Source organism: Nocardia pseudovaccinii (genome assembly GCF_050942345.1).
In the GTDB taxonomy this organism is placed as follows: Bacteria; Actinomycetota; Actinomycetes; order Mycobacteriales; family Mycobacteriaceae; genus Nocardia; species Nocardia pseudovaccinii.
Genome location: NZ_CP192074.1, coordinates 8,138,346 through 8,165,184, shown reverse-complemented (window position 1 = coordinate 8,165,184; position 26,839 = coordinate 8,138,346). Strand labels below are relative to the sequence as shown.

Below are 26,839 nucleotides of genomic sequence, written 5' to 3'. Positions count from 1 at the left end.
ATCCGGACGCGAAGCCAGGTGAGCAGCAGCAGGGGGCTGATCCCGGAGCGCCGTCCCAAACTGATTTGATCCCGGAGATCGGTCCGCCGCCCGCATCCAGCCGAGCGCGGGTAGCTAGCGCTCGTCCAGAGACGGCAACACCGTTTCACTGATGATCAGCAGCACCGCGGCAGCGACCGGGATGGCGAGCAGGGCACCGACGATCCCGAGCAAGGCTCCACCGAGCAGCACCGACACCACCGTCACGACCGCAGGCACCCGCACCGTTCTGCCGATGATTCTGGGCACAAGTACGTAGTCCTCGAACAACCGCAGGATGATGAAGAAGACGATGGTGGCCACCGCGACGGGCAGGGACACGGTGAGTGCGACCAGGGCCACGATGATTCCGGCCAGCGTGGAGCCCACTACCGGGATCAAGTCCAGGACGGCGACCAGGACGGCCAGCAATAGCGGATAGGGCACGTCGAAGATCAGCAGCCAGATGAATGTCAACACCGCGGTTATCACCGAAATGACCAGATTGCCCAGGATGTAGCCGCCGACCTTCACGAAGATCTCGTCGCCGATCAGGATCGCTCGAGCTCGGCGCGAGTGCGGAAACAGCCGGTAGATCGAAGTTCGAAGCTGTGCGAAATTGGCCATGAAGTAGCCGGTGAGCACCGCGACGACCACCGTGCCACTGACGATGCTGAATACGAGGCGGCCCGCGCCCAGGACACCACCGGCCAGCTTCGAGGGATCGGACCCGAGCCACTGCTGGAGTCGGTCCTGCAGGTGCAAGCGTGTGTTGAGCGTGTCGATGAGCGGATATCGGTGCGCAAGATGGTCGACGTAGTCCGGAGCGTTGTGGACCAGGGCGCTACCTTGGGTGACCAGCGGAGGTATCGCGGCGGCGAGGAACCCGGCCAGCAAGCCGATCGCGACCAGGAACACCGCGGTCACGGCGGCCCATCGTGGAAACCACGGCCGAACCAACCACGACACGACAGGTTCCAACCCTATTGCCAGGAACAACGCGATGGTGATCAAGACCAGCACTTGACTTACGGCCATCAGTGCTTGGATCGCGCCGTAGGTCACCGCCACTCCGGCCGCGCCTGTCATGCCGACCATGAACGGCGATCGCGGATCGAATCGTCGCCCCGGCTTGCCCAGCGGGTTATGCGCCGTGCTGGCCCGCGCAGCCGCCGCTTCCGCGGTAAGGATCGGTCCGCCCTCGTCGGGGGTGTGCGGTTGCGCGACCAAGTCCCTGTGGCCTTGCTCCGTCCCGTCCAGGGTTCGGCGCTCCTCGGGTTCTGGGTCGGTGTCTTCATTCATGGCATCGACGCCCACGTGCACATGGGCCCCGCACCCGGGCCATCCCTCTCATGCGGGCGGGACTCGAATCCGTTCGCAGCGCGGCGATGTTCGTGTGCCCCAGGGTGACTGTTTCGACTTGGACCGGTTTCATCGCCAACCGCCGCTCTTTACTCGACCTCTGCATGTCGACCTACCCACCGGCCGGTCCTGGAAACAGCCGCTCACCATGATCCCCAGGACGGCGAGGGCATGGTGCGCCTCGGCGAATTCGCACTCCGGTGGCCCGAGCCACACCGTATTCTCGAGTGGCATTGCCTCATGAGAGAGAACCCAACCGGTTACGAATTCAGGAGGTCGACATGCAAATCCAGGACAAGGCCGACAACCGTAGCTTCGCCATCGATCTGGGCGATTTCAGGGTGGAAACGGTGCAGGACGTGCGGGGTATCAGCACGCCGTCGGAGGGCACGCTGGGGGAGGTGCGGATCACCCGGGGGCTTGATCGGAGCAAAGCGTTCACCGATTGGATCGAGCGAACGTTGGCCGACGGAGGCATGGATTCCGCCAGAGAGGACATCACCATCACCGTGATGGACTCTGATAAGAATCCTGGTCGGCGAATTCGCTTGCTGCGCGCCCTGCCGACCAGTTGGACGGAGCCTTCGCTCGACGCTGAGCACGCAGAGCCGGTGAGTGAGAGCGTCACTGTCGCCTACGAAGAGATGAAAATCGAGTAGCACAGTTCGCTCGGCGTCGTTCCGCGACTAGCCGGATCTTCGGCGCTGGATCGGCCCGCGCTGGTCTGTGGCGGGCCGACTCAGTGGCCATCGAGCTAGCAGTCGTGACCCGTGGGCATCTCGCAGCAGATTCGCCGCAAGTTTCGGGCGGGGTCAACCGGCCGGAGCGAGGGGGAAGCGGGCCGTGTCAGCCGATTAGAAGCCACCGAGGCCTGCTCTACCCGAGGATGGGGTTGTCGGCCCAGCGGAAAATGTGGGCGATGGCGGGCTCGACGATGGCGTCGGGAATCTCCGCGTCGAACCAGCGATCGACGCAGGTCCAGTGATAGGGGTGCAGCAGATATTCGCCGTTGAGACCGTCGGGGTCGGCGAACTCCTGCTCCCACGCGTGCGTCCAGCCCGCAGCGGCGTCGGTTCTGCTCAGTGCCCACGAGTGAATGGTGCGGATGTGTCGGGGCATCGCTGTGAGGTCCGCTTCGAACCGCGTGACGGTGTGCTCAGGTGTACCGGGTCGGACCCGCAGCAGCAGGGTCCGTTTGACTCGCGGCCCCGATAGTGTGACCTGCTGCGACGCAACCGGTCTCAGCGCCACGATATCGGCTGATGTAGGCAGGCCGGGCAGTGCTCGCCATGGCTCGACATCTGCGGTCAGGTCGCATGTCATGCCCAATCCGCCGACGCTGCCGGGCAGATCCGGCCCGGCCGAACAGACACGCACCGAGGATGTTCCGGCTTCGGGTAACACGACCCCGTTATCGACCGGTGTACGAATGAACCAGCGGGTCATCAGTTCGCCTCCAGTGGTTGAAGCATGCGGCGGTCGCGGGTGATGGCTATGGCGTCGGTCTCGACCCAGAATCGGTCCACCCCCGGATCGGCACCGGCCGCGCTGCGCATACCGTAGAAGGCGTAGCCGCCGTCGAGTTCCCACAGAATGTGGATCGAGACGGTGTCAGGTGACGGGTAGGACCGCCATACGCGCACGACGCGCATGCCACGCTGTTCGTGCGCATCAGGTAGATAGTCGGTATGCCAGCGTTGCAGCCACGAATCGACGTGGTCTGCCGCGAGGGTTATCACATCGAGTACGTTGACGACGTCGATCAGGGGTTTCACAGTTTCTCCAGCGTGTCTTGATACCGGGCGAGGTAGTCGCGCAGGCCGCGCGGGCCGAGTAGCGATTCCGGGCCGAACAACGGCGGGTTGATCACCAGTCGGGAAGCGCCCGCTGTCACATACGGCCGGATGAAGTCCGGGTCGAACTCGCGTGTCATGTCACACGAGCCCGGCCAAGCGGTGAATTCGACTGCATCCGAGGCCCTTCCGACGGCCTCGGCGGTCTCGCGGATCAGGTCGGCTCGCAGCGCGAAGTCCTCGGGACCGATGGTGTAGGGGAACCAACCGTCCGCGAGTCGAGCTGCTCGCTGCACGGCAGGTTCGCTATTGCCGCCCAACACGATTGGAATCGCGCCGCCAGCCGGTTGCGGCACACAGTGCAGTCCGTCGAAGGATACGTGGGTACCGTGGAAGCTCGCCGGAGCATCGGCCCACAGGGTCCGCATCGCGCCGATGCAGTCGTCCAGGCGAGCGCCCCGCGCGCGATAGGGCACACCGACGGCGGCGTATTCCTCTTTCTGCCATCCGATGCCCAATCCGAGCAACAGCCGGCCGTCGGAGTGCAGGTCGATGGTCGCTGCCCGTTTCGCCAGCACCACCGGGCTGTGCAGGGGTGCGACGACCATTGCGGTGCCGAACCGCAGCGTGGTCGTGCAACCCGCGGCGAAGGCGATGGTCTCGAGCGGATCGGTCATCGGGACGACTCCGGTGTCCGGACCGGGCATTCGTCCGTCGTCCGAATACGGATACAGCGGTTCGTAACTTTCGGCTACCGCCACATGCTCGACGGTCCACAACGATTCGACGCCGCAGTCCTCCAGCGTCCCGGCGAAATCGCGGAGAAATCCACCAGAGGTGATGAGACCGTCGACATAGGGTGCCAATACGCCGATTCGAACCATGGTCGCGGCTCCATCCTTTTCGAACTATCCGGAACCCGCGGCTGCGGGCTGTCGAATCGAGCCTGCAGTGTGACGGCCATCGCATACGCGGCCAATCTCGCTGAGCAAGACCCACAGGTCGAACGGGATACGAAGCCGATATCGGGGGACTATGGCGCACCTTCAGGGCTGGTCGGGTGGCGAGCGACCCCTGCGCGCGTCGGCGTCGTCAGAGGCCCTGGAGACAAACGTGGTCGGCGAGCCCGCCGGTCCGCGCATTCGGCCAGCACCGAGCAGCATCGCCGGTGGGAACGCCGTGTCAGAGGGATTCGAACACGGATTCGTGTCAGGCATTGGCACAAATGCGTGCTCGAGAGGTGCGCGAGAGGGGAATCGATCACGCAGCCGCAACAATATTGGTGCAGATGTGTGCACGAGTGGCATCTATCGTGCGTCGCTAGAGAATAGCACAGAATCTGTGATCACGTATTGACGACGGTATTATCTTGAGCTGCAACACTTTTCGGTATTCCATTGGGGGTAGCTGGGCGGAAGGGGCTGGCGTCGGTTCTGTCGCGTGGTTCAGATTCGGGTTGTTGCCCGAGTCAAATGTGTTGTGGCCGTGGAATCGTTGGTCGAGGGCTGCTCTGGATGGTGCCGGTCGCGTGTTGGTGGGACCGGCACCATGGTTGTCAGAGCGTGATGCGGTGGGGTTCAGCAGTGACTAGTGGGTGGGGTTCTTGGGTGAGGGCGGATAGTGCTGCGGCGATTTCGTAGAGGTCGGCTTTGACGTACGTGGCGGTGGTGCCGTGGGTTTTTCGGGTGTGGTGGCCTGCGTAGGTGCGGGCGGTGGCGTAGCCGAAGGTGCGTTCGACCCAGGTGAGGGTGGTGTGGCGTAGCCAGTGGGTGGTGATGTGTTGGGTTGCGACCCAGGGGAGGTGTTCACCGATGCGGGCCCAGAGGTGGTCGTATCGGCGGGCGGTGATGGGTTTGGTGTTGCGGTAGCGCAGGAGTTGTTCGGTGGGTGGGCTGCCGCGTTGTTCGGCGTGGCGCAAGAGGTGTCGTATGAGGGTGGGGGAGACGGGTTGCCACCGGTCGATGCCTTCTTTTTCGCGTAGCAGAATTAGACAGTGGTGTGGGTCGAGGTCGCAGGGGCGAAGCCGCAGGGCACCAACACGGCGGCAGGCGGTTTCGGTGTGTAGGCGTAGTAGGAGGGTGTCGAGTTCGGGGTCGTTGAAGGTGAGGGCAGTGATGTGGCAGATCTCGGTGAGTTGGGGCGAGGGGATCGCTTGGCGTTGTGATGGGGGTCGGGTGGGTATTGCTAGGTGGCGGGCGGGGTTTCGGGTGGGGTGGATCCAGTTGTTGTCTTCGGCGTAGCGGTAGAGGCAGCGTGCGGTGCTGATGAAGTGTTCTCGTGCGCTGGTTCCGTTGCGTGCGCCGGGTTTGGCGCTGCTGGTGGTCTGGATGGTGTGGGCTCGGTGGTCGAGATCAGCTTTGGAGATTTGGTCCAATGGGTGGTTGTGCCAGGTGGTTTCGAGCCAGTTGAGGTGGGTGTTGTAGGTGCGCAGGGTGCCAGGGGTGAGGGTGGCCCGAAGTTTCGGGATGGCTTGGCCGAAGGTGGGTACGGCGGGGGTGGTGAGTAGGTCGGTGGCGGTGATGCCTATCTGCGACAACAGGATTCGGGTGGCGTCGATGGCTGTCGGGTCGGCGACGGTGCGGACGTCTGTTGTCATCGGCTATGACTCCAGTGACCGCAGGTAGTTGCCGAACAGCGCGTTCAGCATCGGTGGTGGGTAGATCGCGAGTTGCTGTTGATCCGGGTGAGCGACGAGCAGGACTTTGTCGCCGATGTCCAGGTGTGCTTGGCGTCGTTGCCGGAAGGGGATGCGGAAGTAGGCGCTGGTGACGTGTGCGGTGCCGAGATCGGTGTGGTGGACGAGCAGGATGCCGTCGTAGTAGCAGCGGATTGTGAGGCGGGTGCCGCTGGTCCAGTCGAGGGCGTCGGCAGGCGTGGCGCCCACGGCGAGGCAGCCTACCTCGACGATGCGAATCCATCTTCGTCGTGGCGAGGTTCTGCGCGCCCGGATAGCCGATGCTGGTTCCGATAAGCGCCGACGAACTCGAACAGCGGTTGTATCGGTTAATCTCGGGAGCGGTTTTTGGTTCGCATCAGCAGTGAGACCAACGAATGTCCCAATCAGCACCAGTGCGGCGATCTCGGCCATGACGAGTGCTCCTCCATGGGAGCGGCGCGATATTTTATTCGCGATCCGGCCGCGCCCGACGGGAGAGTACCCACTCGCGACACTTGCCTCGCGGGGAATATGTCGAGGCCGGTTTTCCGGGTCTCCTCCTGATCTCAGGACTCACCGTCCAGCGCCGTGAGCAACCGTCCCAGCGGCGCAACGCTGACGCTCCCTGAATCTCGGGGTGTCGGACTGTTCTTGCCGGCCATGTCGGTCGCGCGCTGGACCGTCGCGACTAGGTCAAAAACGCCCGCAGTTGGGGGATGGCTTCGACGGGATGTTGTGCGCGGATGGCTTCGCCGATCGGGTCGAACTGCCACACCTCGTTCGTGCGGAACAGTTTGCCCATGACCAGCCCAGTGTGCGGCCCGCCGCCGGTCAGGTCGTAGCGGGCGATTTCGGTGTCGGACACGCCGTCGACCAGGCGGCAGAACGCGTTTTCGATCTGGTCGAAGGTCTGGCCCGAGTAGGAGGTGACGATGAAGACGATGGTGGTGGCCTCCGGTGGTAGTCGGGTCAGGTCGACGGTGATTATTTCGTTGTCGCCCTTGCCTTCTCCGGTTGTGCTGTCGCCGAGGTGCCGTACCGATCCGTCGCGGGAGCTGAGTTGTTCGTGGTAGACGACATCGACGATCTGGTCGGCGGCGAACAACAGCGCCGCCGCGTTCAAGTCGATGTCGACCGACTGTGAGCGCAACCAGCGGCTGGTGCGGACGGGGTCCCAGCCCAGCGCCATGGTGACGTGGTTGAGCTCCGCTCCGCTTTGGTCGCGCAGCGTTACGAACAATGGTTTCTCCCTTGATGTCAGGCGAATACGAAGTAGCGCAACCACAGATACGGCGCGGCGACCGCGATGGTGATGGCGGTGACGACCGCGCCCTTGCGGGTGAATTCCCAGAATGAGATCGGTGCCCCGGCGCGGGCGGCGATGCCGAGCATCACCACGTTCGCGCTGGCGCCGACCGCGGTTAGATTCCCCCCGAAATCCGAGCCCAGAGTCAGCGACCACCACAGGGCGTCGGTGTGCCCGGGGTTGTCGATTCCGGCCGCGAGGTCGGCGACCAGTGGGCTCATCGTGGCAACGTACGGAATGTTGTCGATGATCCCGGACAGCAGCGCCGATACCACCAGGATCACCATCACCGCCACCAGCGCGTCACCACCGGTGGCGTCGGTGGCCCAGCCTGCCATCGTCTCCACCACACCGGTCTTGACCAATGCGCCGACCATCACGAACAGTCCGGCGAAGAACAGCAACGTCTCCCATTCGACACCGGACAGATAGTCGGTGGGCTCGGTGCCGGAGATCAGCACCAGCACTCCGGCGCCGAGCAACGCGACGACCGAGGGATCAACATGTAGCACCGGGTGACCCACGAATCCGGTGAACACAGCGAGCAGTACGACGCCGCATTCGATCAGGAGTCGGTGGTCGCGGATGGCTTCGCGTTCGTCCAGTGCCATCACATCGGTGATCCGTTCGGGGTCGGCGTCGAAGGAGCCGCGGAACAGTCTCGGAAGTATCAGGGTGAACACCACCAGTTCCAGCACCACGATCGGCGTCATGTGCACCAGGAAAGCGTTGAACGACAACCCGCTTCGGCTGGCGATGATGATGTTGGGTGGGTCGCCGATCAAGGTGGCGGCGCCACCGATGTTGGAGGCGAATACTTCGGCGATCAGGAACGGTGCGGCGCGGATTCCGAGTCGGTCGCACACGAGCAGGGTGACCGGGGCGATCAACAGCACGGTGGTGACATTGTCCAGAAACGCCGAAGCGACGGCGGTGATCAGAGTCAGCAGGATCAGCACGCGCACCGGGGATCCCTTGGCGCGCTTGGCCGCCCAGATCGCGGTGTATTCGAAGACGCCGGTTTGGCGCAGTACCCCGACGATGATCATCATCCCGAACAGCAGCAGGATGACATCCCAGTCGACTCCGGTGTCGTGGGAGAAGAACGCCTCCCCGGAATCGAGCACCCCGAGCGCGAGAATTACCGCCGCGCCACCGAGGGCGGCTTTGGTTTTGTGGATGCGCTCGGTGGCGATGAGCAGATACGCCACTGCGAATGCGGTGACCGCGATGGCGGTCATCGTCGGCTACTCCCGCGCGGGCGGCCGTTCACGTGGCGGCGAGCGCCACCTGAAGGAGCCGTGACGCGGTGATCACGCCGATCATTCGTGTTCCGTCGACGACCGCGATCAGCGGGCATCGGCAGCGGGCCATCAGCGCGGCGACTTCGATCACGGTGTCGTCGGCGCGGGCCACCGGCAGGACGGGTTTGGGTTTCGATTCCGGCAGCAGTTGCCCAACGGTCTTGCCGCGCAGTGCTTCCGCGACCCGATCGGCCGCCGATTCCGACAACACGCCGGCCAGCGACGGATCGTCCTGGACATATCCCGGTACCAGGAACCGCACCACCTGCGACGCTGGCAGTACGGCCTGGGGCACTTGGTCGCGGTCGGTGACCACGATGCCCGGCAGCCGATGCTCGGCCAGCAGCTTCGCCGCGGCCAACGCGTCGGAATCCTTGGTCACCGACGGGTAGTCCTCGGCCATTTGACTTGCGTGCACACCAGCACGATACGACCGTCCGAGCTTCCACCGACACATATCCGCCCTCGACATCGGTACGATCAACCGTCGCCGCACAGCACACCCGAGCGAGCCTCACGAATCACCCCTTCGCCGGACCGCCCGACCCGCCGACCGGGCCGGGTTGCCGACCAGACTTCCCGGCGCACCACCCGTAAAGATGCCGTAAAAACGCCAGCTGGGCAAACCGTGGGCGCGGAGGACAGCGCTCGATTCGGTCCGAGACCGGTTGGGAGGTGCAGGATCGAATCGGGGCTGCCACCGCGCGGTCCGGCGAGTTCGATGACGCCGAAGATCATCGCCAGCAGCGCAAGCAGCAACCCGAAGACAGTGGAGTCGAGATAGCCTGCGGTCGAGGAGATATCGTCCAAGCGCAGCGCTTCTCGCATCGCTTGTGGATAGTTGGCCACGTCGGTCATACCGCCTTCGGAGACCTGCGGGTAGAACTCGGCATACATCGGGTCGACCGCCGCGATGCCCACCGACCAGGCGATCAGTCCGCGCCGTCGTCGGTGATGGTCTGATGGATATCAGGCACCATCGGATTCTCCAGTGACGTGGCCTGTGGTCGCCTGATCCCAGCATGCCAGGGCACGGCGAATACACCGAGGATCGTGGCCGCACAACAAGAATCCGCGCTCGCCATCCGGGGAATAACGGTATGACGCCGCTCGTCGTCGGGTCGGATGCTCTCGATCAGAGTTGATAACTGTCGATGTCGAAGCCGAGTTGGGGTTCGCCGCCAGCATTGGTGAACGCGGTGAGCGCCCGCACCAGCCCGGATCGGTCCCGCTCGGACATCCGTTCCACGACGGTGGCGATCTCGCTCCGTCGATGGGTGGTGACCCGGTCGACGACTCGATGTCCGAGTGTGGTCAATTCGATGATCAGCTCGCGGCGTGAATCGGGATTCGGTTTGCGGTTCACCAGCCCCGCGGTGACCAGTCGGTCGACCATGCGGGCCGCCGTGGACGGCTGAACGTTGAGCGATTGAGCGAGCGTGACGACTTTCGACGGTCCTCGGGTCGACAGGATCACCAGTGTCCGGAACTGCGGGATGGTGATGGATTCGTCGACGAGTGCGATCGAGCGCGCGGACATGGCGACGAGCAATCGGGACGCGGCCAGCAGCGCATCGGTGATCTCGTCGGCCGACTCTCCGACCACTGTGTCTTTCGCCATCGCGACCGCCTCCGCCGACTCTGTGTGCATCTATCTTTCTATCGTGCCGCGTGCGCCCTGTTCACGGGTATCCCCGTCGCCGTCGCGCCGGGACAGAACTCAGGCAAATCGCAACTGTTGCATACTGCCTTTATCGGGTAGGGTCCACGACTCGTGGTAGTTCGCACATCGCCCGGGGCTCGAATGGACGTGTGCCGGTGGGGATTCGTCACCGTCGTCGGCGTGGTCGCGGGGTATGCGTCGGTACTGTTGGCCAATCCGCGCCACTTCTATACCGACGACACCGAATCGCAGTATGGGCCCATGTGGGTCATGCTGGGACGGCACCTGCATCAGGGGCGGTTCCCGGCATTGGTGCCGTGGGAGTGGATGTCGGGCAACTACTCCATGGAGGAGGCGGGGCTCTACAACCCGCCGCAGTTGCTGCTGGACTGGTTCGCGCCGGAAGTGGACAACCTTGCGCTGTATGTGACGGTCGTGAAGCTGATCTTCTCGATCATCGCCGCGTTGGGCGTATTCCGGGTGTGCCTGGCCTATGGGGCGCGCACGCCGTGGGCTGCGGTGGCGGGCGTTGCTTTCCCGCTGTCGGGATGGTTCCTGTTCTTCGACGAATCCAGTTGGGCTACTTCGCTCACCGGTACCGCGTGGATGTTGCACGCGTGGGCCTCGGCGGTGCGGTACGTGCGTGTCGAGCCGGACGCCAGGCGCTGGTGGAACGGGCCGATTCCGGTCTTCGTGTTCCTGTACCTGGCGATCTCGGTCCAATACGTCTTTCCTGCGGTCGAGGCCGCGCTGATGATCGTGGCGGTGGTTGTCGGAGAGGTGGTGTACCGGCGTACATGGTGGCCCTCGCTGCGGCTGCTGGCGGTGGCGGCCTGTGCGGGCCTGGCGGGATTGGAAACCTATCTACCGGGAATGCTTTCCTCGTCGGTGACATGGCGCGGCAATGAGCGCGTCCTCAACGACGATTTCTTGAACGTGGGTTGGTCGGAATCGTTGAACGCCAGTCTGCCCAGCACGGTTCCGGCTTTCACCGGCTGGTGGGGATATGTGCAGCCGATCCCGATGGTCTACATCGCCTGGTTCCTGATTCCCTTGCTGGCTTTCATCGATTGGGCCGCCGTGCGGCGGTCGTGGCGCGAGTTCGCCGGTGCGGCCCTGTTCGCGCTCATGTTCCTGATGTGGACCGCCGGGCCGGGCCGTATCGGGCCGTTGCGCTGGCCCGCCCGAGTGCTGCCAATGCTGGCGGTCGGTCTGCTGGTGCTGGTGTGTGTATTGCTGTCGCGGTACGGCAGTTTCGCCGACTGGCGACGCCGGGGCATCGCGGCTGCGGTGCTGATCGGGTTGCTGTTCGTCCGATCCTTCAGCGCGGCACCGCATCTGGTGCTGCGGCATCTGGGTGCGGTGGCGGTGGTGGCTGTGCTCACCGCGGCCCTGGTATGGCTGGCGCGTATCCGCGGCGTGGCGGCGGCTTGCGTGCTGGCCATAGCGGCCATGTTCCCTATCGCCTACTACCAGGTCATCGCGCAAGCGCCGACGCCGCTGTCGTATCACTTCCCGGAGCGGCGTTCTGACATGCGCGCCGCGTTCCCGCATTTCGACGGCGTCACATTGCAACTCGGCGACCGCGCCCTGGTGCCGCCCGCCGAGCAGAGCCTCGACCGGGCCTGGGGTTCGCTGGCGTTCGGCAACTACGCCAAGAACATGGGGCTGCAATATGTCAACGCGTACACTCCGATCGGCTACCGGAAGTTCAGCAAGCTGTTGTGCATGGGCTGGGACGGCAGCACCTGCCCGGCCGCGTTCGGTGCGGCCTTCTCGGTCGAACCGTCCACCGGGCGAACCTATATCGACCTGATGAAGGTGGATCGTGTGGTGCTGCAACGCGCCCAGTACCCCGACATCGGCAACCATCCCGCCCCACCGGGGTGGAAATGGGTCGACTACCCGGGGCACGAACGCGACATATGGGTGCTCGAACGCGAGAACGGCCCGATCTCCACCAGTGCGGGTCCCGCCGACGCGCAGGCTGTCGCCTTCACCCAGGTCGGCCGCGACAGTGTCAGCAGCCACTTGCGGGTCGACTCGACCGAAGGTGGGCGGCTGGTGTTCGCCCGCCTGGCCTGGCCCGGCTATCGCGTTACGCTCGACGGGCACGACATCGGCTTCGGCGCCGTCGCGAATACCTTTGTCGCCGTGGACATCCCGCCGGGCACTCGTGATGGCGACCTGATCGTGGCCTGGCGGCCGCCGGGCTGGAAGATCGGCATCGCCACCGCCCTGGCCGGACTGTTGGGTCTGGGCCTGCTGCAGTGGTCACACCGTCACGACAGCCGTCGGGGCGGCCGCATCGACGCCGACACGCCCGTGGACAGGCTCGGTCCGGAGACCGAGCCCTCGACGACCCCGGTACTCGTCTGATCAACCGACCTCGGGCGGGGTGTCTCCGGTCACGGATGCCGCGACCCAGCTCTCATGTATATGACAACTATTGCATACTGCATGCATGCTGTTGCTCGACGGGGCCAAACAGAACACGCTCAGAATCTCTCGCGGCTCGCGCCGGACTTTTCTCGGCTGGCTGCGGGAGAGTTCATCGGGCGTGCTCGTCATGGCGGTCGGCGTCGGCGCGGTGACAGGCGTCGCGGCGGTGGCGTTCCGGTTCCTGATCACCGCGGCCACCCGCCTGTTCACCGGTTACGACGACTACTCCGGGCTCGGCCGGATCGCCTCGACACATTGGCCCGGACTCGGCTGCTGGTTCCTGCTGCTGGCCCCGGTCGTGGCCGGTGCGATCTATGGGCCGATCGTGTACCGGTTCGCGCCGGAAACGCGCGGGCATGGTGTACCCGAGGTGATGTATGCGGTGGCCGAACGTGGCGGACGCATCGCGCCGCAGGTGGTCGTGCTCAAGGCGGTGGCTTCGGCGCTGTGTATCGGCGGGGGCGGCTCGGTGGGCCGGGAAGGGCCGATCGTGCAGATCGGATCGGCTGCCGGATCGGCCATCGCGCAGCCGATCCGGCTCGATACTCAACGTATGCGACTGCTGGTGGCCTGCGGCGCTGCGGGCGGTGTCGCCGCGACCTTCAACGCACCGCTGGCCGGGCCGTTCTTCGCCATGGAACTGATCCTGCGCGACTTCGCCGCCGAATCCTTCGGCGCGATCGTGCTGTCCAGCGTAACCGCGAGCGTGGTGGGCCGGGCCGTCCTCGGCGACCAGGCGTTTCTGACCCTGCCGGTCTTCGCGGTCCGCAATCCTGTCGAATACCCGCTGTACCTGCTACTCGGCTTGGCGGTGGGGATCGTGGGCGTGTGCTTCTCGAAGGTGCTGTATCTGATCGAGGATCTGTGCGACTGGGCCTGGCGCGGTCCCGAATGGGCGCGTCCTGCCGTGGGCGGACTGCTGCTGGGCGGGCTGCTCGTCGCCCTGCCGCAGATGTACGGGGTCGGATATCCCGTGCTGGAAAACGCGGTCGAGGGCAAGTACCTGCTCGGCATGCTGGCGCTGCTACTGGCCGGGAAGATGGTGGCCACCGGCCTCACGATCGGCATCGGCGGCTCCGGCGGAGTCTTCGCGCCCACATTGTTCATCGGCGCGATGGCCGGTACCGCATTCGGTGATATCGCGCACCAAATCCTGCCCGGCGCAACGGAATCCCCCGGTGCGTACGGTTTGGTCGGGATGGCCGCGGCGCTCGGCGGCGCGACCCGCGCTCCCATCACGGCGGTCATCATCCTGTTCGAGCTCACCGGCGAGTACCGCATCATCCTGCCCCTGATGGCCGCCGTCGCAATGGCCGCAGCCGTGTCGCGGCTCTTGTCGAAAGACACCATCTACACACGAAAACTGCGGCGTCGCGGCGTCGACATCGATCGCCCTCGGCATCCGTTCGCGACGGTGACGGCGGCCGACCTCGCCCGACCTATCCCGCAACCCCTGTGGCAGACAAGCGATCTCGCAACGGCCGCGACCGCGCTCGAGCGCAACCCCGGCGGGATTCTTCCGGTTCTCGACGCGACCGGGCGCTATCGCGGATGTGTGTCCGCGCGCGAGGTCGCCGAATCCCTCGACGCGCCCGAACCCCCGCCCACCCTGGCCCCGCTGGTGCGGGAGTTGTCGCCGATCGCCGCCGACACCTGTTTCCACGACATCGTCATCGCCCTCGCGGGTCATGGCAGCACCGGACTTCCCGTGGTCGATGCCGACCACACCGCCGTGATCGGCTGGGTGAACCACGAAGACCTGCTCTCGGTCCTGCACACAGAACCGGGACGGTAACGCTCATCCGGATCGACTGCGGCAGAGCCGACTTCAGTGCGGAGAACATACCGACGGACAGGGCTGGCGCCGTTGCGGCGGCTCGGTGGTTCCGGGCCGGGGGATGGACAGGGCGGCGGGCGCGGCCGGCTTTCGTGGTGGACTCAGATGAGTGTTGAGCCAGCCGAACGCTTTCGGATACATCGCCCGCCAGGTCCCCCAATTGTGGCCGCCGTCATCGACGATCAGCGGAGGCGCGACCTGCGTCGGCGCCTTCGCGGCAGCGACCAGCGCTCGGGCATTGGCGGGCGTGCTGGACGGGTCGCGGCGGCTCGTCGCGACCAGCAGCGCAACCGGCGCTCCGGTGCCGACAAGGCGAATCGGGTCGTTGAGCCGACGCAGCGTCCGGCTGGGCACCACATCCGGATCGCCGCGAAAGTCGTCGGGGCTGAACGCGAGCCCCGTGGCGAACTGCGCCGGATACCGCAGTGGCAACGTGATCGCGCACAACCCGCCGGTCGAGTCCCCGGCCATCGCCCACCCGGAGGCGTCCCCGATCACCCGGAAATGGCCGATGATCAGATTACGCACATCCTGGGACAGCCATGTCGCGGTCTGCGCGCCGCGGGGGATGTCGGCACAGTCGGTATTTCCGCCGGGATCGACCCGCGGCATGACCAGAATCGCTGGCGCCAGTTGACCTTTGCGCATCATCTCCGCCAGCTCGGTGGTGACACGGCCGCCCTTGATCCAAGCCTGCGGCGTTCCGGGAACTCCGTGCAACAACATGATCACCGGAAACCGCTCCCCGCGGTACTCGGGCTGGTCGTATTGCGGTGGCGTCCAGACCAGCACCCGCCCCCGAAGACGCGACCGCGGGCCGCGGTATTCAGCGGAGCTGACCCTGTCGCCGAGGTCGTGGAAGACGGCGGTGCCGGTTGCCCCGCCCGGTGCGGTGTCGTCGGCGGCCGGTTCGCCCAGCAGGTCGTTCCACGAGCTGTAGAGAGCAAAGTTGTCGTTGACCCACAGGCCCAGCACCGCGACCGCGGTCGCCTGGCACATGCCGATCATCAGCAGTCGTGTCAGCCAGCGCACCGGGCGCGGGCCGCGCACCCGATTCCAGGCCGACAAAGTGACCATAACCGCGGCGAGAGCTGCGGCGATCACGGTGTAGAAAAGCCAATCGCTGGTCAGGCTCATCGAATCGAGGTGGGACGGCCTTCATCCGCCATCGTATCCCGTTGCGTCACGGCGATTCTGCGATCGGAAAGAGGCATCGAGCGCAGGGAACGTCGTGCCGGAGCGTCGTGCGTCACGGATTCGGAGGCTACCGGATGGACTCCTACTGCAATAGTTGCGATATGCCACCTTTTGCGCGGCTGGTGCCCTGACTTCCATGGCGACAGCCACGGCCACACGTGCGCTCGGCGACACGCAGGGTTTTCGCCGCCAGCCGGACATGGTCACTGCACAGGCCACCTGCTCCGACAGCCGAGCCACGCGGTCGGACAGCAGCTTGCCGCGACGGCGGCCACAGTGGGGGCGGCATGCGGCTCATCGGACAGCGGGGGATGGGGAGGTCTGCGACAAGATCTCGTTTCGTGTGCCAGAGGCTCGGCCCATGCTCACGGGCGGGTGCCCACCAACATGTCGACCAGATAGGTCTCCTCGATGGTGCCATCCGGGAAAGCAGTGCTCAGCAGCCTGTGTTCGTCTGCAAGAAGGGCACGCCGTCGGCTTTCGTCGAGAACGAGGCACGCCGAGCGGCTACCGATGTTGGCCAGATGCGTGTCCAGTGAGACCGTGCGGGACCAGCGCATCTGGCACCGCGCGACGCGCAGACCTGTCAGGCCCGCAAGCCGGATGGCTTCGGCGTCGTCCGGGCGCGCGGCGGGCCTGGGTTTCGTCCCGCAGTGGTGGGCGATGCGCAGGTGCTGCGCGTGGATCCACGGCACATCGAACGCCGTGGTGTTCCACCAGATCGCCAGTGCACCATCGCCACGTAATACACGCAGCGCCTCGGGCACGGAAACCGCCGGGTCGGTCCACTGCCAAGATTGCGCGTAGGTGACGAAGTCGTGTGAAGTGCTCGCGAGTGGGAGAGCGTTGCCGTCTCCACGCACGACCAGCACGCCCGGGACCCGGCTACGACACTCAGCGGCCATCTCCGCACCAGGCTCGACCGCGGTGACCTCGGCTCCCCGCCCAACCAGCAGCGCGGTGGCGATCCCGGTGCCCGCGCCGACATCGGCGACGCGCGCACCCGTCAAACTGTGGCCTGCGAGTTCTTCGATCGCGTCGAAAAGCTCAGGCGGATAAGAAGGTCGGCTGGCCGCATACTCGGCGGCGGCCATATTGAAAGACTGGGCCCGCGATCTGGTGGTCATCTACCCATCATCGACGCTACCCGGCGGCGTCAGGGCGTCGTCTCCTAGTGACGCTTTCGTGCGGTTCAGCCGCTGACACTCTCGTGCGGTCTTGCAGTGTCGGTGGATTCGGCATGGCGCGGTTTCGGACAGCCATCTCCGCAGCAACGGGAGGACTGACGGCAGCGTGTGGCATCGACTCCGACGCGATAGCGCTAGCGCGGCGTATCCGAATATTCGATTCGGACGGTCAGGTCCGCAACCGAACGCGGGTGGCGGACCCGAGACACCGATCGTCCGAGAACCGCGCGGACGGATACGCATGTCGACCGGTTTGAGACGATCAGTCACCTCGGTGACGCAGTGACGCACCAATTCTTCGGACCGGCAATCCAGTCGGACCATCGTGACGGTCGGGTCCAGCCGCAGGTGTCTACTGGTTTCGGCCACGCGGAAGCCGCGTTCGGCGAACCTTCGCGCTATCGCCTGTCCGGTACCCGATGACGCGCCGGCCACCAATACCGCGGCTGACACTGTGATCGGCCGCCTTCGCGACTTGCCGGCGAGCGTGCCTCCATATTGTCAAATCACGCACTCGATGCGCTGGGGGTGCTCTGCCATCAGATGCAGGTAGTAGGAAACTATTGCATAGTGCAATTGATGGGCGTAGTTTGGACATACGCCCAAGGTGATCGTCCAATCGGAGGTCCGGTGGTAACCGCAACCGAACAAGGTCGAGAAACCCGCGCCCGCCTGATGGCGGCGGCGATCGAACTCGTCGCCGAACATGGCTGGGGTGCGGTGAGCACTCGCATGGTGGCCGAGCGCGCCGGGGTGCGTCCCGGGGTGGTGCACTATCACTTCCACTCGGTAACCGACCTGTTGATCGATGCCGCGGTGTCCGCCGCGCGGCGGGAGTACGAGTCGGTGATGGCCGGTGTGCTGGCGCTTCCCGGGCCGGAGGCGATGCGCGGAATGCTCGCCGCCATCGCCTCCTACACAGCGGCCGATCCGGTCACGGTGGCGATGACGGAGATGATGCTGGCGGCCACGCGGCACGAGCGGCTGCGTATCGAACTCGGCCGATTGGTGGCCGAGGCGCGGGCGGCGATGGCGAATTGGTTCCGCGCCAACGGCGCGGTGACCGATCCCGAAGCGACCGCCGCGGTGGTCGCGGCGCTGCTGGACGGACTCATCCTGCACCGCCTGATCGATCCGAGTCTGGGCGCAGTGGATATGACCGGCCCGCTGCTTCGCGCGGCAGGGTTGACCGAAAACCAAGCGAGCGAGGCGAATTCGGATGGATCGGACAGACACCAGCGGTGATGCTCGCCGCCGCGGCGGCATAACACTGCGAGCAGTGAACAAGACCTACGGCACAGGCGAGGCCGCGGTCCACGCGCTGACCGACGTCGACCTCCACGTCAGACCGGGCGAGCTGGTCGCGGTCCTGGGGGCGAGCGGTTCGGGAAAAACCACACTGCTCAATATCATCGGCGGCATCGAAGCGGCCGACTCCGGATCGATCGTTGTCGCGGGACAAGACATCTCGGGCCGGAACCCGGCCACCCTGGGGGAATTCCGGCGCGATCACGTGGGATTCGTATTCCAGTTCTTCAACCTGATCCCGACCCTGACCGCGCGCGAGAACGTCGAGGTCATTGTCGAGTTGACCGGCCGTGGCGATCGCCGCCGCGTGCGGACGTTGCTGGCCGCGGTCGGACTCGCCGACCGCGCCGATCACTTCCCGTCGCAGCTGTCGGGTGGTCAGCAGCAGCGTGTTTCGATCGCGCGGGCGCTGGCGACTGATCCGGACCTGCTGCTGGCAGATGAGCCGACCGGCGCGCTGGATGTGGCCACGGGGCGGGGCGTGCTCGAACTTCTGCAGCAGACCAGCCGGGCCGGTCGCGGTGTTGTCATGGTCACCCACAACGAGGTGGCAGCGGGCATCGCCGATCGGGTGATCCACATGCGCGACGGTCGTGTCGTCGCCGACGAGGTGAACGCGAATCCGGTTGCCGCCGCGACCATTCGGTGGTGAGTGCGATGTTCATGGTGTCGAACCGGGTGCTCGCGACGAAGATCCTGCGCGATCTGCGCCGCCGTGCCGCGCAGGTCGCGGCGGTCGCTGTCACCGTGCTGCTCGGCGTGCTGCTGTTCGTGGCCAGCTACGACTCCTTCCGTAACCTCGAAACCTCCTACCAGCAGACCTACGCTCGCCTGCACTTCGCCGACTTCACCGCCACCGGGGGAAATCCGGCGCGAATCGCCGACGCTCTACGAGGGGCACCCGGTGTGGCGCGCGTCGCCGTACGCACCCAAGCCCATACGGCGATGTCGATCGGCGGCACGAAACTGCTGGGCAGGATCGTGGGCCTGACCGGGTCCGCGGGCGTGAACGAGATCAGCCTGGCCGCAGGGAGATTGCCCGATCCGGCCTATCCGGACGAGGTGCTTGTCGAGCATCACGCGGCACAGACATTCGGCCTGCACGCGGGCAGCCAGGTGCGCACCTTCGACGGCACGAGCTGGCATACCGTCACGGTGTCGGGCATCGCCTGGTCATCGGAGTACCTGTGGCCAGCCCGCAGCCGCCAGGAAGTGCTCGGCGACCCGCACGGCTTCGCGGTCGTGTTCGCGCCCCAGAACGAGGTGACGCGCTTGTCCGGACGTCCCGGCCCCGATCAGACCCTCGTCGAAATGAATTCCGGGGCAACGGCATCCGAGCGTGACCAGGTCACCCGGCTGCTGTGCGACACCGGGGCCCTCGACGTGCAGACCAGGGCCGATCAGCCCTCCAACGCGGCCCTGCACGAGGATCTCAGCGGCTTCTCCGAACTCGCGGTCGCCTTTCCCGCGCTGTTCCTCGTCGCGGCGGGTGTGGCGGAATACGTGTTGATCACCAGGCTGGTGCTCGCCGAGCGGCCGATCATCGGGACGCTGCTGGCAATGGGCGCACGCCGGCGCACGGTCATCAGCCATTACGTCGGCTACGGGTTGGGGATGGTGCTCGCGGGCACGGTGTTCGGTGTACTCGGCGGGTTCCTGGCCACCTCGGCGGTGACCGCCGCCTACACCGAGGCGGTCGGGATTCCCGACACCGTCGTCGAGCACCGGCCGACGACCGCGATCGTCGCCGTGCTGCTCGGCCTGCTCACCGGGGTCGCGGCGGGCCTGGCCCCGGCGGTGGCCGCGGCACGCATCGCGCCCGCCGCGGCAATGCGCGGCGACGGCCTGCGCCCGGCGCGCGCAGGGCGATGGTCCCGGTCGAGCGCACGCTGGCACCGGGTACCAGTGGTCGCGCGAATGACGCTGCGCTCCTTGGCGCGCGGCCGCCGCCGCACGGTGGCGACGATGACCGGGACCGTACTCGCGCTGGTCCTGATCCTGGCCTCGCTCGGCATGCTCACCAGCATGCGCTCGGCACTGCACATCCAATTCGACGAGATCGAACGCGAGGACGCCACGGTGATCACCTCGGATCCGTCGAACGAGCTTGCCACCCAACTGCGCTCGATATCCGGCGTCACCGCCGTCGAGCCCACCGGTCTCACACCGGTGACATTGTCCGCGGGTGGGCGCTCGTATTCGACGACACTGACCGGATTGCTGCCCGACACCACGATGCACGGTTTCCGCGCACACGGTGGCGGCACCGTGGCATTGCCCGACACGGGCATCCTCGCCGGGGCCGCGGTGGCCAAGCAGCTCGGAGTCTCGGTCGGCGATACTCTCACCGTCACCCCTGCGGGTGGTCTGCCGAAAGCCGAGCAGTTGACGGGTCTGCTCGATGAGCCGCTGGGAACCTACGCCTACGCCACCGACGCGACCGTCACGGACATCGGCGGCGCCGGACTGCGCGGCTACCTGCTGCGCTTCACCGCGAACGCCGATCGAGACGCCTTGCGCGCCACGGTAACCGAGCTACCCGGCGTCATCGCCTACAACGACTCCCACGCCATGCAGGACCAGCTCGACCGGTTCCTCGGGCTGTTCTGGGCGTTCATCGCAGCGATGCTGATCTTCGGCACGGTGCTCGCCTTCACGGTCATCTACGTGACCATGACGGTGAACCTCGCCGAACGCACCACCGAACTGGCCACCCTTCGCGCGGCGGGCGTGCCCGTGCGCAGGCTCACCGCGTCGCTGGCCGCGGAAAACCTCACCGCGACACTGCTGGCCGTCCCGCTCGGACTGGTCGCCGGATATTTCGCGGCCTGGGCATTGCTGCGCTCGTTCACCAGCGACATGTTCACCTTCGACCTCGCCTTCGGCGTCGCCGCGCCCGTGCTCGCCGTCGCGGCGGTGCTGGCCGCCGCCGGACTGTCACAGCTGCCGGCGGCGCGCCTGGTCCAACACATCGACATCGCCCACGTCGTGCGCGAACGAGCCCAATGACACCCGACCGACATCATCACCGAAGGAGCATGAGCGATGGTCTCTCCCAGCCGAACCGAAAGATTCGGCGCTCGCGCGCTGCGAACCCGATGGGTGGTCCGAGCACCGATAATCCTCTACCGGGTCGGCCTCGGATTCCTGTTCGGATCGCGGCTGTTGATGTTGGAGCACACAGGACGACGGACCGGCGTTCGCCGATACGTCACCTTGGAGGTGGTCGATCATCCCGAATCCGCTACGTACGTTGTGGTCTCCGGATTCGGCGTCGGCGCCCAGTGGTACCGCAATATCACCGCGAACCCGCATGTGCGGATCTCCATCGGATTCCGCCGCAAGGTGTCCGCGATCGCGACACCGATGACAGCCGATGAATCCGCGCTGGCGCTCGAACGCTACATCGACCATCATCCCAAGGCGTGGACCATGTTGCGCGGCACTATCGAAGCGGCCACGGGCACACCGGTGAATACCCTTCCGATGGTTCGGCTGGTCACCGGATAGCTTGTGCCCCTAGCTCGGATCTTTCGTGGGGCTGACGTGCTGGCCTGACGGGTCGGGTTGGTGTTTTGCGGCGTTCCGGCCGCAGAACGGCATGATTCGTGGCCCGTTCAGCGAGTCGGCTGCCGGGTTCCACTGTCCCGGAGTGGTTGGTCCTCTCCTCTGGCTAGGGCGATTTTGTGCTGGTCAGCCGGGTATCAGGCGGGCCAGTGCGGTCAGGATCAGTTCGGTGAAGGGCCAGTGGGCCGAGAATCGGAGGTGGGTTCGGCGTGCGTGGCGGGCGACGCGGGCCTTGGCGCAGAACAGTCGCAGCCGAAACCGTTCGGGTTCCCAGCGGCGTGCGGGGTGGTCGTGCAGGGCGGGCATCTGCATCCAGGCGGTGAGTTTTGTTGCCAGACAGATAATCTCGATCCAGATCCGGTTCTGCTCGAACCCCTGCAGTGGGAGGTTGGCCAGACCGGTGTCCTTCGCATTGCGGATGCGGTCCTCGCAGCGGGCGCGTCGGCGGTGCCGGAGTTCCAGATCGGGCAGCTGCCCGCGGCGGGTGTTGGTGGCGATCGCGTTAACCGCAGGCCGTCGCGGTCGGTGAACCGCAATTGGGCGCCAGGGTGCGGGCGCTCTTTCCGCACGATTACGCGCATGCCCGGCGGCCACTGGCTCAGGTCGATCAGCCCGGTCAGCTCCGCCACCCACGCCCCGTCACGAACCTTCCCGTCGGCGTCGTAGGCTTCTGTCCACGCGTCGGCGGGGATGAGATCGACTGCGGCGGCCGTGGCGTAAATCAGCCCGAATCCGACGGAATACTGCAGGTGCCGATTGTGGCAGTAGGCGGTGAATTCGTGGGTGCCGCCACCGGAATCGGTGCGCACCAGCACTTTCCGGCCGACTCGGTAGCCGGGCTGCCATGGTAACTATCGGAGAGCCTGGTTGAGTACCTGTTTGTGGTCGGCCGACGGTATTGGAGCCGGCGTTGCCGGCTCGCAGCATCACTACAAGAGGTTCACCGGTGCCGGTGGGGCGGCGTGGTCGACCCACGATCCCAGCGGGTGATGGCCGAAGGTTATCTTGAATGTCGGTGTCGCACATTCCTTCTCCGAATGCGAGATCGTCACGGTCGCATCCACGTCGATGATCAGCGGGTGTTCGACATCGATGCCGTGATCGGGAGCCGATCTGCTGCCCGGCGATCGCGTCGCCGAGTCCTTACGGGCGAACGCGGATGATCGTCTTCCCCTTGGCCCGCTTGGTCGGGTTGAAGGCGGCTACGGCATCGTCAAGGGTCGCGATGTTGCCGATGTTCGTCCGCAGTCGTCCGTCACGCACCCGCCGGACAATCTCACTCAGTTGGGCGCGATCGGGCACGACAACGAAGTCGATCGCCAGGCCGTCGGCGGGCCGCGCCTCGGGCGGCCCGGCGATGGTCACCAGCGTTCCTCCGGTCCGAATCAGGCCTGCGGACCGCCTCCCGATGTCTCCGCCGAAGACGTCGAATACCAGATCGACTCCGCCGACGTCTTCCAGCGAGTCGTTCTCGAGGTCGACGAACTCCTGCGCGCCGAAGTCGAGCGCCGTCTGACGGCCGGCAGCGCGTCCGATGCCGATGACATAGGCGCCGGCCTCGCAGGCGAGCTGCGTCGCCATCGAACCGACCGCGCCGGCCGCACCGTGCACCAGGACGCTCTGCCCCGCCCGGAGGCGGCCATGCTCGAACAGTCCCTGCCACGCGGTCAGGCCCGGCATCACGACGCCCGCGCCCACCGCGAAGTCGACGTCACCCGGCAGCGGCGCGAGGTTGCGTGCCTCGACGACTGCGTACTCCGCCAGCGTGCCGTCGCGAGTCCAGTCCGTGAGGCCGAACACCCGCTGTCCCACCGACAGCCCCGTCGTGCCATAGCCGAGAGTGCTGACCACTCCGGCCAGCTCGTGCCCGGGGATCGACGGCGTCCGGTCACGGCCGAGGCGGTCGGTCCAGGTCGAGGGCCACTCCAGCTCATCCCAGGTGAATCCCGACGCATGAACTTCAACGACTACATCGCCGTAGCTCGCGCCCGAGAGGCTGGCGAGCCTCGCCGCCTGCGGCTCGGGCCGCTCCACCAGCTTCATCCCGGCCGTTCCGGCGACCTGGTCCGTCACCACGATCGCTTTCATCTGGCACCTCCCCTGTATCCGGTCCTCGCCGCCACACTTTCTGGACGATTCTCTGGGCTAATTCGTCCATCTGCCATGATAAATGCCTGGTGACTGGACTTATATAGCCCTTATCGCGTGTTGGGAGGTCGATCATGAACATGCACGAACCACGGGAGTCATTGGGGGGGAGATCGCCGGGCCCAAATACCCAGGACGCATCGAAAGCTTCCTTCCGCGCCGCATCGCGCTTACACGCGGCCGGGTTCGTGCGGTCCGCCGCCGGGCTTGGTGCTGAACCTCGGCGGTGAGCAACCGCAGCTGCGGCGTGATCTCGGCTACAGGCGCGAAGTGAACAGGCAGATCGCGCGCCGCGTCGGGCAGTTGCACGAGGTCGGCTTCGAAGCGGTCGCGGCACATCGCGACGCCGTCCGCAGCAGCGATGCGTCGTCCGGCGCGCATCACCGGTTCCAACAGCGGATGTGCGGCTGACGTGGCCCCGCTGGGTTGTGCAGCCGAATCGCGTTGCCATCATTGATGTCATGCGGGACCTGCCGTTCGACGCACAGGAGCGTATTGCGCTATGCGATCTTCTTGGTGAACTCGGAGCGCAAGCGCCTACGCTCCTCGCCGGATGGACCACGCGAGATCTGGCCGCCCATCTCGTGTTGCGTGAGAGGGATCCCGTTGCGGGTCTGTGCCTGGTCCTTCCCGGGCCGTTCGAACGGTTCGCCGAGCGGCGCAGAGTGCGCCTCGCCGGGCGCGCAGAGTTCGGGTGGCTCGTTGCGCGGCTTCGGTCGGGCCCACCCCCTGGGTTCTTCCGCATCGGGTGGGTCCGCTCCTTCCCGAGCTTGAACGAGTTCTTCGTCCACCATGAAGACGTGCGCAGGGCCAACGGACTCGGCCCTCGCGACACCCTGACGCCAGCGTTCGATGAGGCGTTGTGGCGGAATGTTCGTCGAGGTGGCCGCTATTTGAGCCGACGGTTGCGCGAGGTCGGACTCGAGATCGTATGGGCGGGAACTGGCGAACGGGTGATGATCCGGAATGCCGAGCCCACCGTTCGGCTCGGCGGCGCGCCGGGTGAGGTCCTGCTGTACCTCTTCGGGCGCCGGGCGGCGGCACAGGTGGAACTGCACGGACCGGCGGACGCTGTTGCGATCGTCCGTCACACACACTTCGGGATGTAGATCCTTCTCGCGCGGGAGGTGGGAGGTTCCCGCAAGGGCGGGGCATCACCATCGGTGATGTACTGCTGCACGCGTTCCACCGGCCGATGCCCAGGGTGATGGCGGTCGCTTTGCTGGTTGAGCATTCGGGTGTGATCGTGTCCATGGCGGACAGTGATTTCGGAGCGGGCGGTAGTTCTCATGGCGGCCGAACTCGATTCCGGCGAATGGGAACCTGCGACCCGATCGCGGCCACCCGCTCGGCGGCAGCGATCTCAATCACATGCCCGTCGCTGATCGAAGTGCCCCATAGCCCTTCCGTCGCCTGATCGGCGTGTCTCGATCAGGTGGCATGTGGTCCTCGACGCTGCCCAGCAAACATTCCGGTTGGCTCAACGGTGCAATGCCGTGTGTCAACGGGTGGTGCGGGGGAGCGCTCGCGCACGTGTCCGCCTCAGTTGTGCCGTTTCCGTGGGGCAGAGGGTGAGTGAACTTCTACTCGCACACGCAGATGTGTCACCGGTGACGAAAATGTGTGCTGCGAGCGGCATTGCTGTCTCAGCTGGGCCGACGTCTGACTGCACAAGCGCGGGGGGACGTGCTCGAGTAATGCACGAGGGGGGATTTGAACACGCGGGAGCAAGAATATTGGTGCAAATGTGTGCGCGAGTGGTTCTATTGTGCGGCGCTGGAGCGTAGCACAGATCATTCTTTCTTGTTGTAGGCGTTGTATTCTATTGAGCTGTAACAGTTTTCGCTGCCTCGGTGGAAGTAGCTGAGTGGCAGGCCGTCGTCGCGTTCTGTCGATTGGCTTGGTTTCGGTCTGTTGCCTGCTTCAAACAGGTTGTGGCATGGGCGGAATCATTGATCGGAATGTTGTTGATTGTGGTGCCGGTCGCGTGTTGTGGGCGACCGGCACCGTGGTGGTTAGGGGGTGATTGTGGCGGGGTTCGGCAGTGAGTAGGGGGTGGGGGTTCTTGGGTAAGTGCTGCGCGTGCTGCGGCGATTTCGTGGAGGTTGGCTTTCATATGGGGTGGCGGTGGTGCCGTTGTTTCAGGTGTGGTGGTCGGCGTATGTGCGGGCGGTTGCGTAACCGAGGGTTCGTTCGACTCGGGTGAGGGGGTGTGACGGAGCCTGCCGTCCACCCTCCACTGCGATCGACGGCCGCTCCGGGGCGACCCCTCCGAGTCGGGCGAAGGGCAGTCTCACTGCCTACTCTGTGATACAGTCTAGTACTACTCAGTAGTACTGAATAGCGTATTCCTGTCGAGAGAGGGGCTGTTACGGACAATTTGACGGAGATGCTGAAAGGTACGCTCGAAGGCTGCGTCCTCGAGATCATCGACACCGAGGAGACATATGGTTACGCCATCACGCGCCGGCTGAATGAACTCGGTTTCACAGACGTCATCGAAGGGACGATCTACGCCATCCTGCTGCGGTTGGAGAAAAATGGACTGGTCGATGTTTCCAAACGATCTTCCGAAGTCGGCCCGCCGCGCAAATTTTACGCACTCAACGACGCGGGACGCAGAGAACTAGCGACATTCTGGGCGAAATGGGAATACGTCTCATCGCGCATCAATGAGCTCAAGGAAAACGAGAAATGAACTTCTGGGAGACAATCACAGGCAACGATCTCACCAGGGAATATAAAGCCTTCGAAGCTCGAGCCAAGGCCCTCCCGACCGAGTATCAAACGGCGTGGGAAGAGATCAAGATCCATCTCTTCCCCTACTCGGGCTGCACGGGCCGAAACTTGATGCCGATTCTCGACGGCACTCTAGGGCTGCTCGAGGAAACAGCGTCGGATGGTCAGAGTGTCCACGAGGCATTGGGCGACGACATCAAAGGCTTCTGTACGGCGATTGCCGGCGAAGAAGGAGCCAAGAGTTATCGCGACAAGTGGCGCGAGCAGCTGAACAAGAACGTTGCAAAGAAACTGGGCCGGCTAGGAGGGTAA

General features: G+C 65.3%; 25 protein-coding genes and 1 pseudogene. 11 read left to right on the top strand and 15 right to left on the bottom strand.

The annotated features are described in order from the left end of the window. Positions 1-114: 114 nt before the first annotated feature. Entirely contained in the window at positions 115-1,320 is a 1,206-nt protein-coding gene (locus tag ACQPZ2_RS36990) for an AI-2E family transporter (RefSeq protein ID WP_433522651.1), read from the bottom strand. A gap of 341 nt (positions 1,321-1,661) precedes the next feature. On the opposite strand from ACQPZ2_RS36990, the gene ACQPZ2_RS36985 reads away from it, so the two are divergent. Continuing rightward, entirely contained in the window at positions 1,662-2,039 is a 378-nt protein-coding gene (locus ACQPZ2_RS36985) for a phage tail protein (RefSeq protein WP_433522650.1), read from the top strand. 217 nt (positions 2,040-2,256) lie between these two features. Here ACQPZ2_RS36985 and ACQPZ2_RS36980 read toward each other — a convergent pair whose 3' ends face one another. From ACQPZ2_RS36980 to ACQPZ2_RS36935, 10 genes are all read right to left on the bottom strand, one after another. After that, positions 2,257-2,826, bottom strand: coding sequence for a Dabb family protein (locus ACQPZ2_RS36980; RefSeq protein ID WP_433522649.1), 570 nt, complete (start codon positions 2,824-2,826; stop codon positions 2,257-2,259). Continuing rightward, positions 2,826-3,155, bottom strand: a complete 330-nt coding sequence (locus ACQPZ2_RS36975) for a hypothetical protein (protein ID WP_433522648.1) — start codon at positions 3,153-3,155, stop codon at positions 2,826-2,828. Before ACQPZ2_RS36975 ends, ACQPZ2_RS36980 begins: the two co-directional genes overlap by 1 nt. Further along, entirely contained in the window at positions 3,152-4,057 is a 906-nt protein-coding gene (locus ACQPZ2_RS36970; protein ID WP_433522647.1) for a TIGR03619 family F420-dependent LLM class oxidoreductase, read from the bottom strand. The genes ACQPZ2_RS36975 and ACQPZ2_RS36970 overlap by 4 nt, the downstream gene beginning before the upstream one ends. A gap of 671 nt (positions 4,058-4,728) precedes the next feature. Further along, complete coding sequence (locus ACQPZ2_RS36965; protein ID WP_433522646.1) at positions 4,729-5,769, bottom strand: tyrosine-type recombinase/integrase; 1,041 nt, start codon at positions 5,767-5,769, stop codon at positions 4,729-4,731. A 3-nt stretch (positions 5,770-5,772) separates the two neighbouring features. After that, positions 5,773-6,261: a hypothetical protein gene (locus ACQPZ2_RS36960; RefSeq protein WP_433522645.1), complete on the bottom strand. Its 489-nt coding sequence runs from the start codon at positions 6,259-6,261 to the stop codon at positions 5,773-5,775. A 256-nt stretch (positions 6,262-6,517) separates the two neighbouring features. Continuing rightward, positions 6,518-7,069 (bottom strand): TerD family protein, encoded by a 552-nt coding sequence (locus ACQPZ2_RS36955; protein ID WP_433522644.1) that lies wholly within the window; start codon positions 7,067-7,069, stop codon positions 6,518-6,520. 17 nt (positions 7,070-7,086) lie between these two features. After that, positions 7,087-8,376, bottom strand: a complete 1,290-nt coding sequence (locus ACQPZ2_RS36950; RefSeq protein ID WP_433522643.1) for an SLC13 family permease — start codon at positions 8,374-8,376, stop codon at positions 7,087-7,089. A gap of 28 nt (positions 8,377-8,404) precedes the next feature. Next, the gene (locus tag ACQPZ2_RS36945) at positions 8,405-8,857 is read right to left on the bottom strand and encodes a CBS domain-containing protein (protein WP_433522642.1); all 453 of its coding nucleotides are present in this window, start codon (positions 8,855-8,857) and stop codon (positions 8,405-8,407) included. A gap of 62 nt (positions 8,858-8,919) precedes the next feature. Then, positions 8,920-9,360: a hypothetical protein gene (locus ACQPZ2_RS36940; RefSeq protein ID WP_433522641.1), complete on the bottom strand. Its 441-nt coding sequence runs from the start codon at positions 9,358-9,360 to the stop codon at positions 8,920-8,922. Between the two features lie 214 nt (positions 9,361-9,574). Then, positions 9,575-10,060 carry a MarR family winged helix-turn-helix transcriptional regulator gene (locus ACQPZ2_RS36935; protein WP_433522640.1) on the bottom strand — a complete coding sequence of 162 codons (486 nt, stop codon included), beginning with the start codon at positions 10,058-10,060 and terminating at the stop codon, positions 9,575-9,577. A gap of 183 nt (positions 10,061-10,243) precedes the next feature. Here ACQPZ2_RS36935 and ACQPZ2_RS36930 point away from each other — a divergent pair, with 183 nt between their 5' ends. Next, positions 10,244-12,481 carry a hypothetical protein gene (locus ACQPZ2_RS36930; RefSeq protein WP_433522639.1) on the top strand — a complete coding sequence of 746 codons (2,238 nt, stop codon included), beginning with the start codon at positions 10,244-10,246 and terminating at the stop codon, positions 12,479-12,481. An 85-nt stretch (positions 12,482-12,566) separates the two neighbouring features. After that, the gene (locus tag ACQPZ2_RS36925; protein WP_433522638.1) at positions 12,567-14,339 is read left to right on the top strand and encodes a chloride channel protein; all 1,773 of its coding nucleotides are present in this window, start codon (positions 12,567-12,569) and stop codon (positions 14,337-14,339) included. A 33-nt stretch (positions 14,340-14,372) separates the two neighbouring features. Here ACQPZ2_RS36925 and ACQPZ2_RS36920 read toward each other — a convergent pair whose 3' ends face one another. After that, a complete protein-coding gene (locus ACQPZ2_RS36920; protein WP_433522637.1) occupies positions 14,373-15,518 on the bottom strand; it encodes an alpha/beta hydrolase in 1,146 nt (381 codons plus the stop codon). 425 nt (positions 15,519-15,943) lie between these two features. After that, positions 15,944-16,672 (bottom strand): class I SAM-dependent methyltransferase, encoded by a 729-nt coding sequence (locus tag ACQPZ2_RS36915; RefSeq protein ID WP_433522636.1) that lies wholly within the window; start codon positions 16,670-16,672, stop codon positions 15,944-15,946. A 723-nt stretch (positions 16,673-17,395) separates the two neighbouring features. Between ACQPZ2_RS36915 and ACQPZ2_RS36910 the strand changes: the two genes are divergently transcribed. Genes ACQPZ2_RS36910 through ACQPZ2_RS36895 form a run of 4 tightly spaced genes read left to right on the top strand, consistent with a single transcriptional unit; the run spans position 17,396 to position 21,583 of the window. Continuing rightward, on the top strand, positions 17,396-18,010 hold the full coding sequence (locus tag ACQPZ2_RS36910) for a TetR/AcrR family transcriptional regulator (RefSeq protein WP_433522635.1): 615 nt from the start codon (positions 17,396-17,398) through the stop codon (positions 18,008-18,010). Next, positions 17,985-18,725: an ABC transporter ATP-binding protein gene (locus ACQPZ2_RS36905; RefSeq protein WP_433522634.1), complete on the top strand. Its 741-nt coding sequence runs from the start codon at positions 17,985-17,987 to the stop codon at positions 18,723-18,725. Before ACQPZ2_RS36910 ends, ACQPZ2_RS36905 begins: the two co-directional genes overlap by 26 nt. 5 nt (positions 18,726-18,730) lie before the next feature. Then, positions 18,731-21,082, top strand: a complete 2,352-nt coding sequence (locus tag ACQPZ2_RS36900; protein ID WP_433527620.1) for an ABC transporter permease — start codon at positions 18,731-18,733, stop codon at positions 21,080-21,082. 36 nt (positions 21,083-21,118) lie between these two features. Then, a complete protein-coding gene (locus ACQPZ2_RS36895) occupies positions 21,119-21,583 on the top strand; it encodes a nitroreductase family deazaflavin-dependent oxidoreductase (RefSeq protein ID WP_433522633.1) in 465 nt (154 codons plus the stop codon). 183 nt (positions 21,584-21,766) lie between these two features. On the opposite strand, the pseudogene ACQPZ2_RS36890 reads toward ACQPZ2_RS36895, so the two are convergent. Then, positions 21,767-22,797, bottom strand: a pseudogene (locus ACQPZ2_RS36890) (IS1380 family transposase); the annotation flags it as partial. After that, the gene (locus ACQPZ2_RS36885; protein WP_433522632.1) at positions 22,784-23,728 is read right to left on the bottom strand and encodes an NADP-dependent oxidoreductase; all 945 of its coding nucleotides are present in this window, start codon (positions 23,726-23,728) and stop codon (positions 22,784-22,786) included. The pseudogene ACQPZ2_RS36890 and the gene ACQPZ2_RS36885, both read right to left, overlap by 14 nt. A 270-nt stretch (positions 23,729-23,998) precedes the next feature. Between ACQPZ2_RS36885 and ACQPZ2_RS36880 the strand changes: the two genes are divergently transcribed. The 4 genes from ACQPZ2_RS36880 (at position 23,999) to ACQPZ2_RS36865 (ending at position 26,839) form a co-directional block, all read left to right on the top strand. After that, a complete protein-coding gene (locus ACQPZ2_RS36880) occupies positions 23,999-24,199 on the top strand; it encodes a hypothetical protein (RefSeq protein ID WP_433522631.1) in 201 nt (66 codons plus the stop codon). A gap of 50 nt (positions 24,200-24,249) precedes the next feature. Then, positions 24,250-24,897 (top strand): TIGR03085 family metal-binding protein, encoded by a 648-nt coding sequence (locus ACQPZ2_RS36875; protein ID WP_433522630.1) that lies wholly within the window; start codon positions 24,250-24,252, stop codon positions 24,895-24,897. 1,280 nt (positions 24,898-26,177) lie between these two features. After that, the gene (locus ACQPZ2_RS36870; RefSeq protein ID WP_433522629.1) at positions 26,178-26,486 is read left to right on the top strand and encodes a PadR family transcriptional regulator; all 309 of its coding nucleotides are present in this window, start codon (positions 26,178-26,180) and stop codon (positions 26,484-26,486) included. Continuing rightward, a complete protein-coding gene (locus ACQPZ2_RS36865) occupies positions 26,483-26,839 on the top strand; it encodes a DUF1048 domain-containing protein (RefSeq protein WP_433522628.1) in 357 nt (118 codons plus the stop codon). Before ACQPZ2_RS36870 ends, ACQPZ2_RS36865 begins: the two co-directional genes overlap by 4 nt.

Bases quoted from the DNA above. Each gene is read 5' to 3' on its own strand.
- ACQPZ2_RS36935 (WP_433522640.1), bottom strand. From the start codon at position 10,060: ATGGCGAAAGACACAGTGGTCGGAGAGTCGGCCGACGAGATCACCGAT.
- ACQPZ2_RS36920 (WP_433522637.1), bottom strand. From the start codon at position 15,518: ATGAGCCTGACCAGCGATTGGCTTTTCTACACCGTGATCGCCGCAGCT.
- ACQPZ2_RS36895 (WP_433522633.1), top strand. From the start codon at position 21,119: ATGGTCTCTCCCAGCCGAACCGAAAGATTCGGCGCTCGCGCGCTGCGA.
- ACQPZ2_RS36930 (WP_433522639.1), top strand. From the start codon at position 10,244: ATGGACGTGTGCCGGTGGGGATTCGTCACCGTCGTCGGCGTGGTCGCG.
- ACQPZ2_RS36875 (WP_433522630.1), top strand. From the start codon at position 24,250: ATGCGGGACCTGCCGTTCGACGCACAGGAGCGTATTGCGCTATGCGAT.
- ACQPZ2_RS36900 (WP_433527620.1), top strand. From the start codon at position 18,731: ATGTTCATGGTGTCGAACCGGGTGCTCGCGACGAAGATCCTGCGCGAT.
- ACQPZ2_RS36865 (WP_433522628.1), top strand. From the start codon at position 26,483: ATGAACTTCTGGGAGACAATCACAGGCAACGATCTCACCAGGGAATAT.
- ACQPZ2_RS36980 (WP_433522649.1), bottom strand. From the start codon at position 2,826: ATGACCCGCTGGTTCATTCGTACACCGGTCGATAACGGGGTCGTGTTA.
- ACQPZ2_RS36970 (WP_433522647.1), bottom strand. From the start codon at position 4,057: ATGGTTCGAATCGGCGTATTGGCACCCTATGTCGACGGTCTCATCACC.
- ACQPZ2_RS36960 (WP_433522645.1), bottom strand. From the start codon at position 6,261: ATGGCCGAGATCGCCGCACTGGTGCTGATTGGGACATTCGTTGGTCTC.
- ACQPZ2_RS36925 (WP_433522638.1), top strand. From the start codon at position 12,567: ATGCTGTTGCTCGACGGGGCCAAACAGAACACGCTCAGAATCTCTCGC.
- ACQPZ2_RS36905 (WP_433522634.1), top strand. From the start codon at position 17,985: ATGGATCGGACAGACACCAGCGGTGATGCTCGCCGCCGCGGCGGCATA.
- ACQPZ2_RS36915 (WP_433522636.1), bottom strand. From the start codon at position 16,672: ATGGCCGCCGCCGAGTATGCGGCCAGCCGACCTTCTTATCCGCCTGAG.
- ACQPZ2_RS36965 (WP_433522646.1), bottom strand. From the start codon at position 5,769: ATGACAACAGACGTCCGCACCGTCGCCGACCCGACAGCCATCGACGCC.
- ACQPZ2_RS36885 (WP_433522632.1), bottom strand. From the start codon at position 23,728: ATGAAAGCGATCGTGGTGACGGACCAGGTCGCCGGAACGGCCGGGATG.
- ACQPZ2_RS36985 (WP_433522650.1), top strand. From the start codon at position 1,662: ATGCAAATCCAGGACAAGGCCGACAACCGTAGCTTCGCCATCGATCTG.
- ACQPZ2_RS36990 (WP_433522651.1), bottom strand. From the start codon at position 1,320: ATGAATGAAGACACCGACCCAGAACCCGAGGAGCGCCGAACCCTGGAC.
- ACQPZ2_RS36870 (WP_433522629.1), top strand. From the start codon at position 26,178: ATGCTGAAAGGTACGCTCGAAGGCTGCGTCCTCGAGATCATCGACACC.
- ACQPZ2_RS36950 (WP_433522643.1), bottom strand. From the start codon at position 8,376: ATGACCGCCATCGCGGTCACCGCATTCGCAGTGGCGTATCTGCTCATC.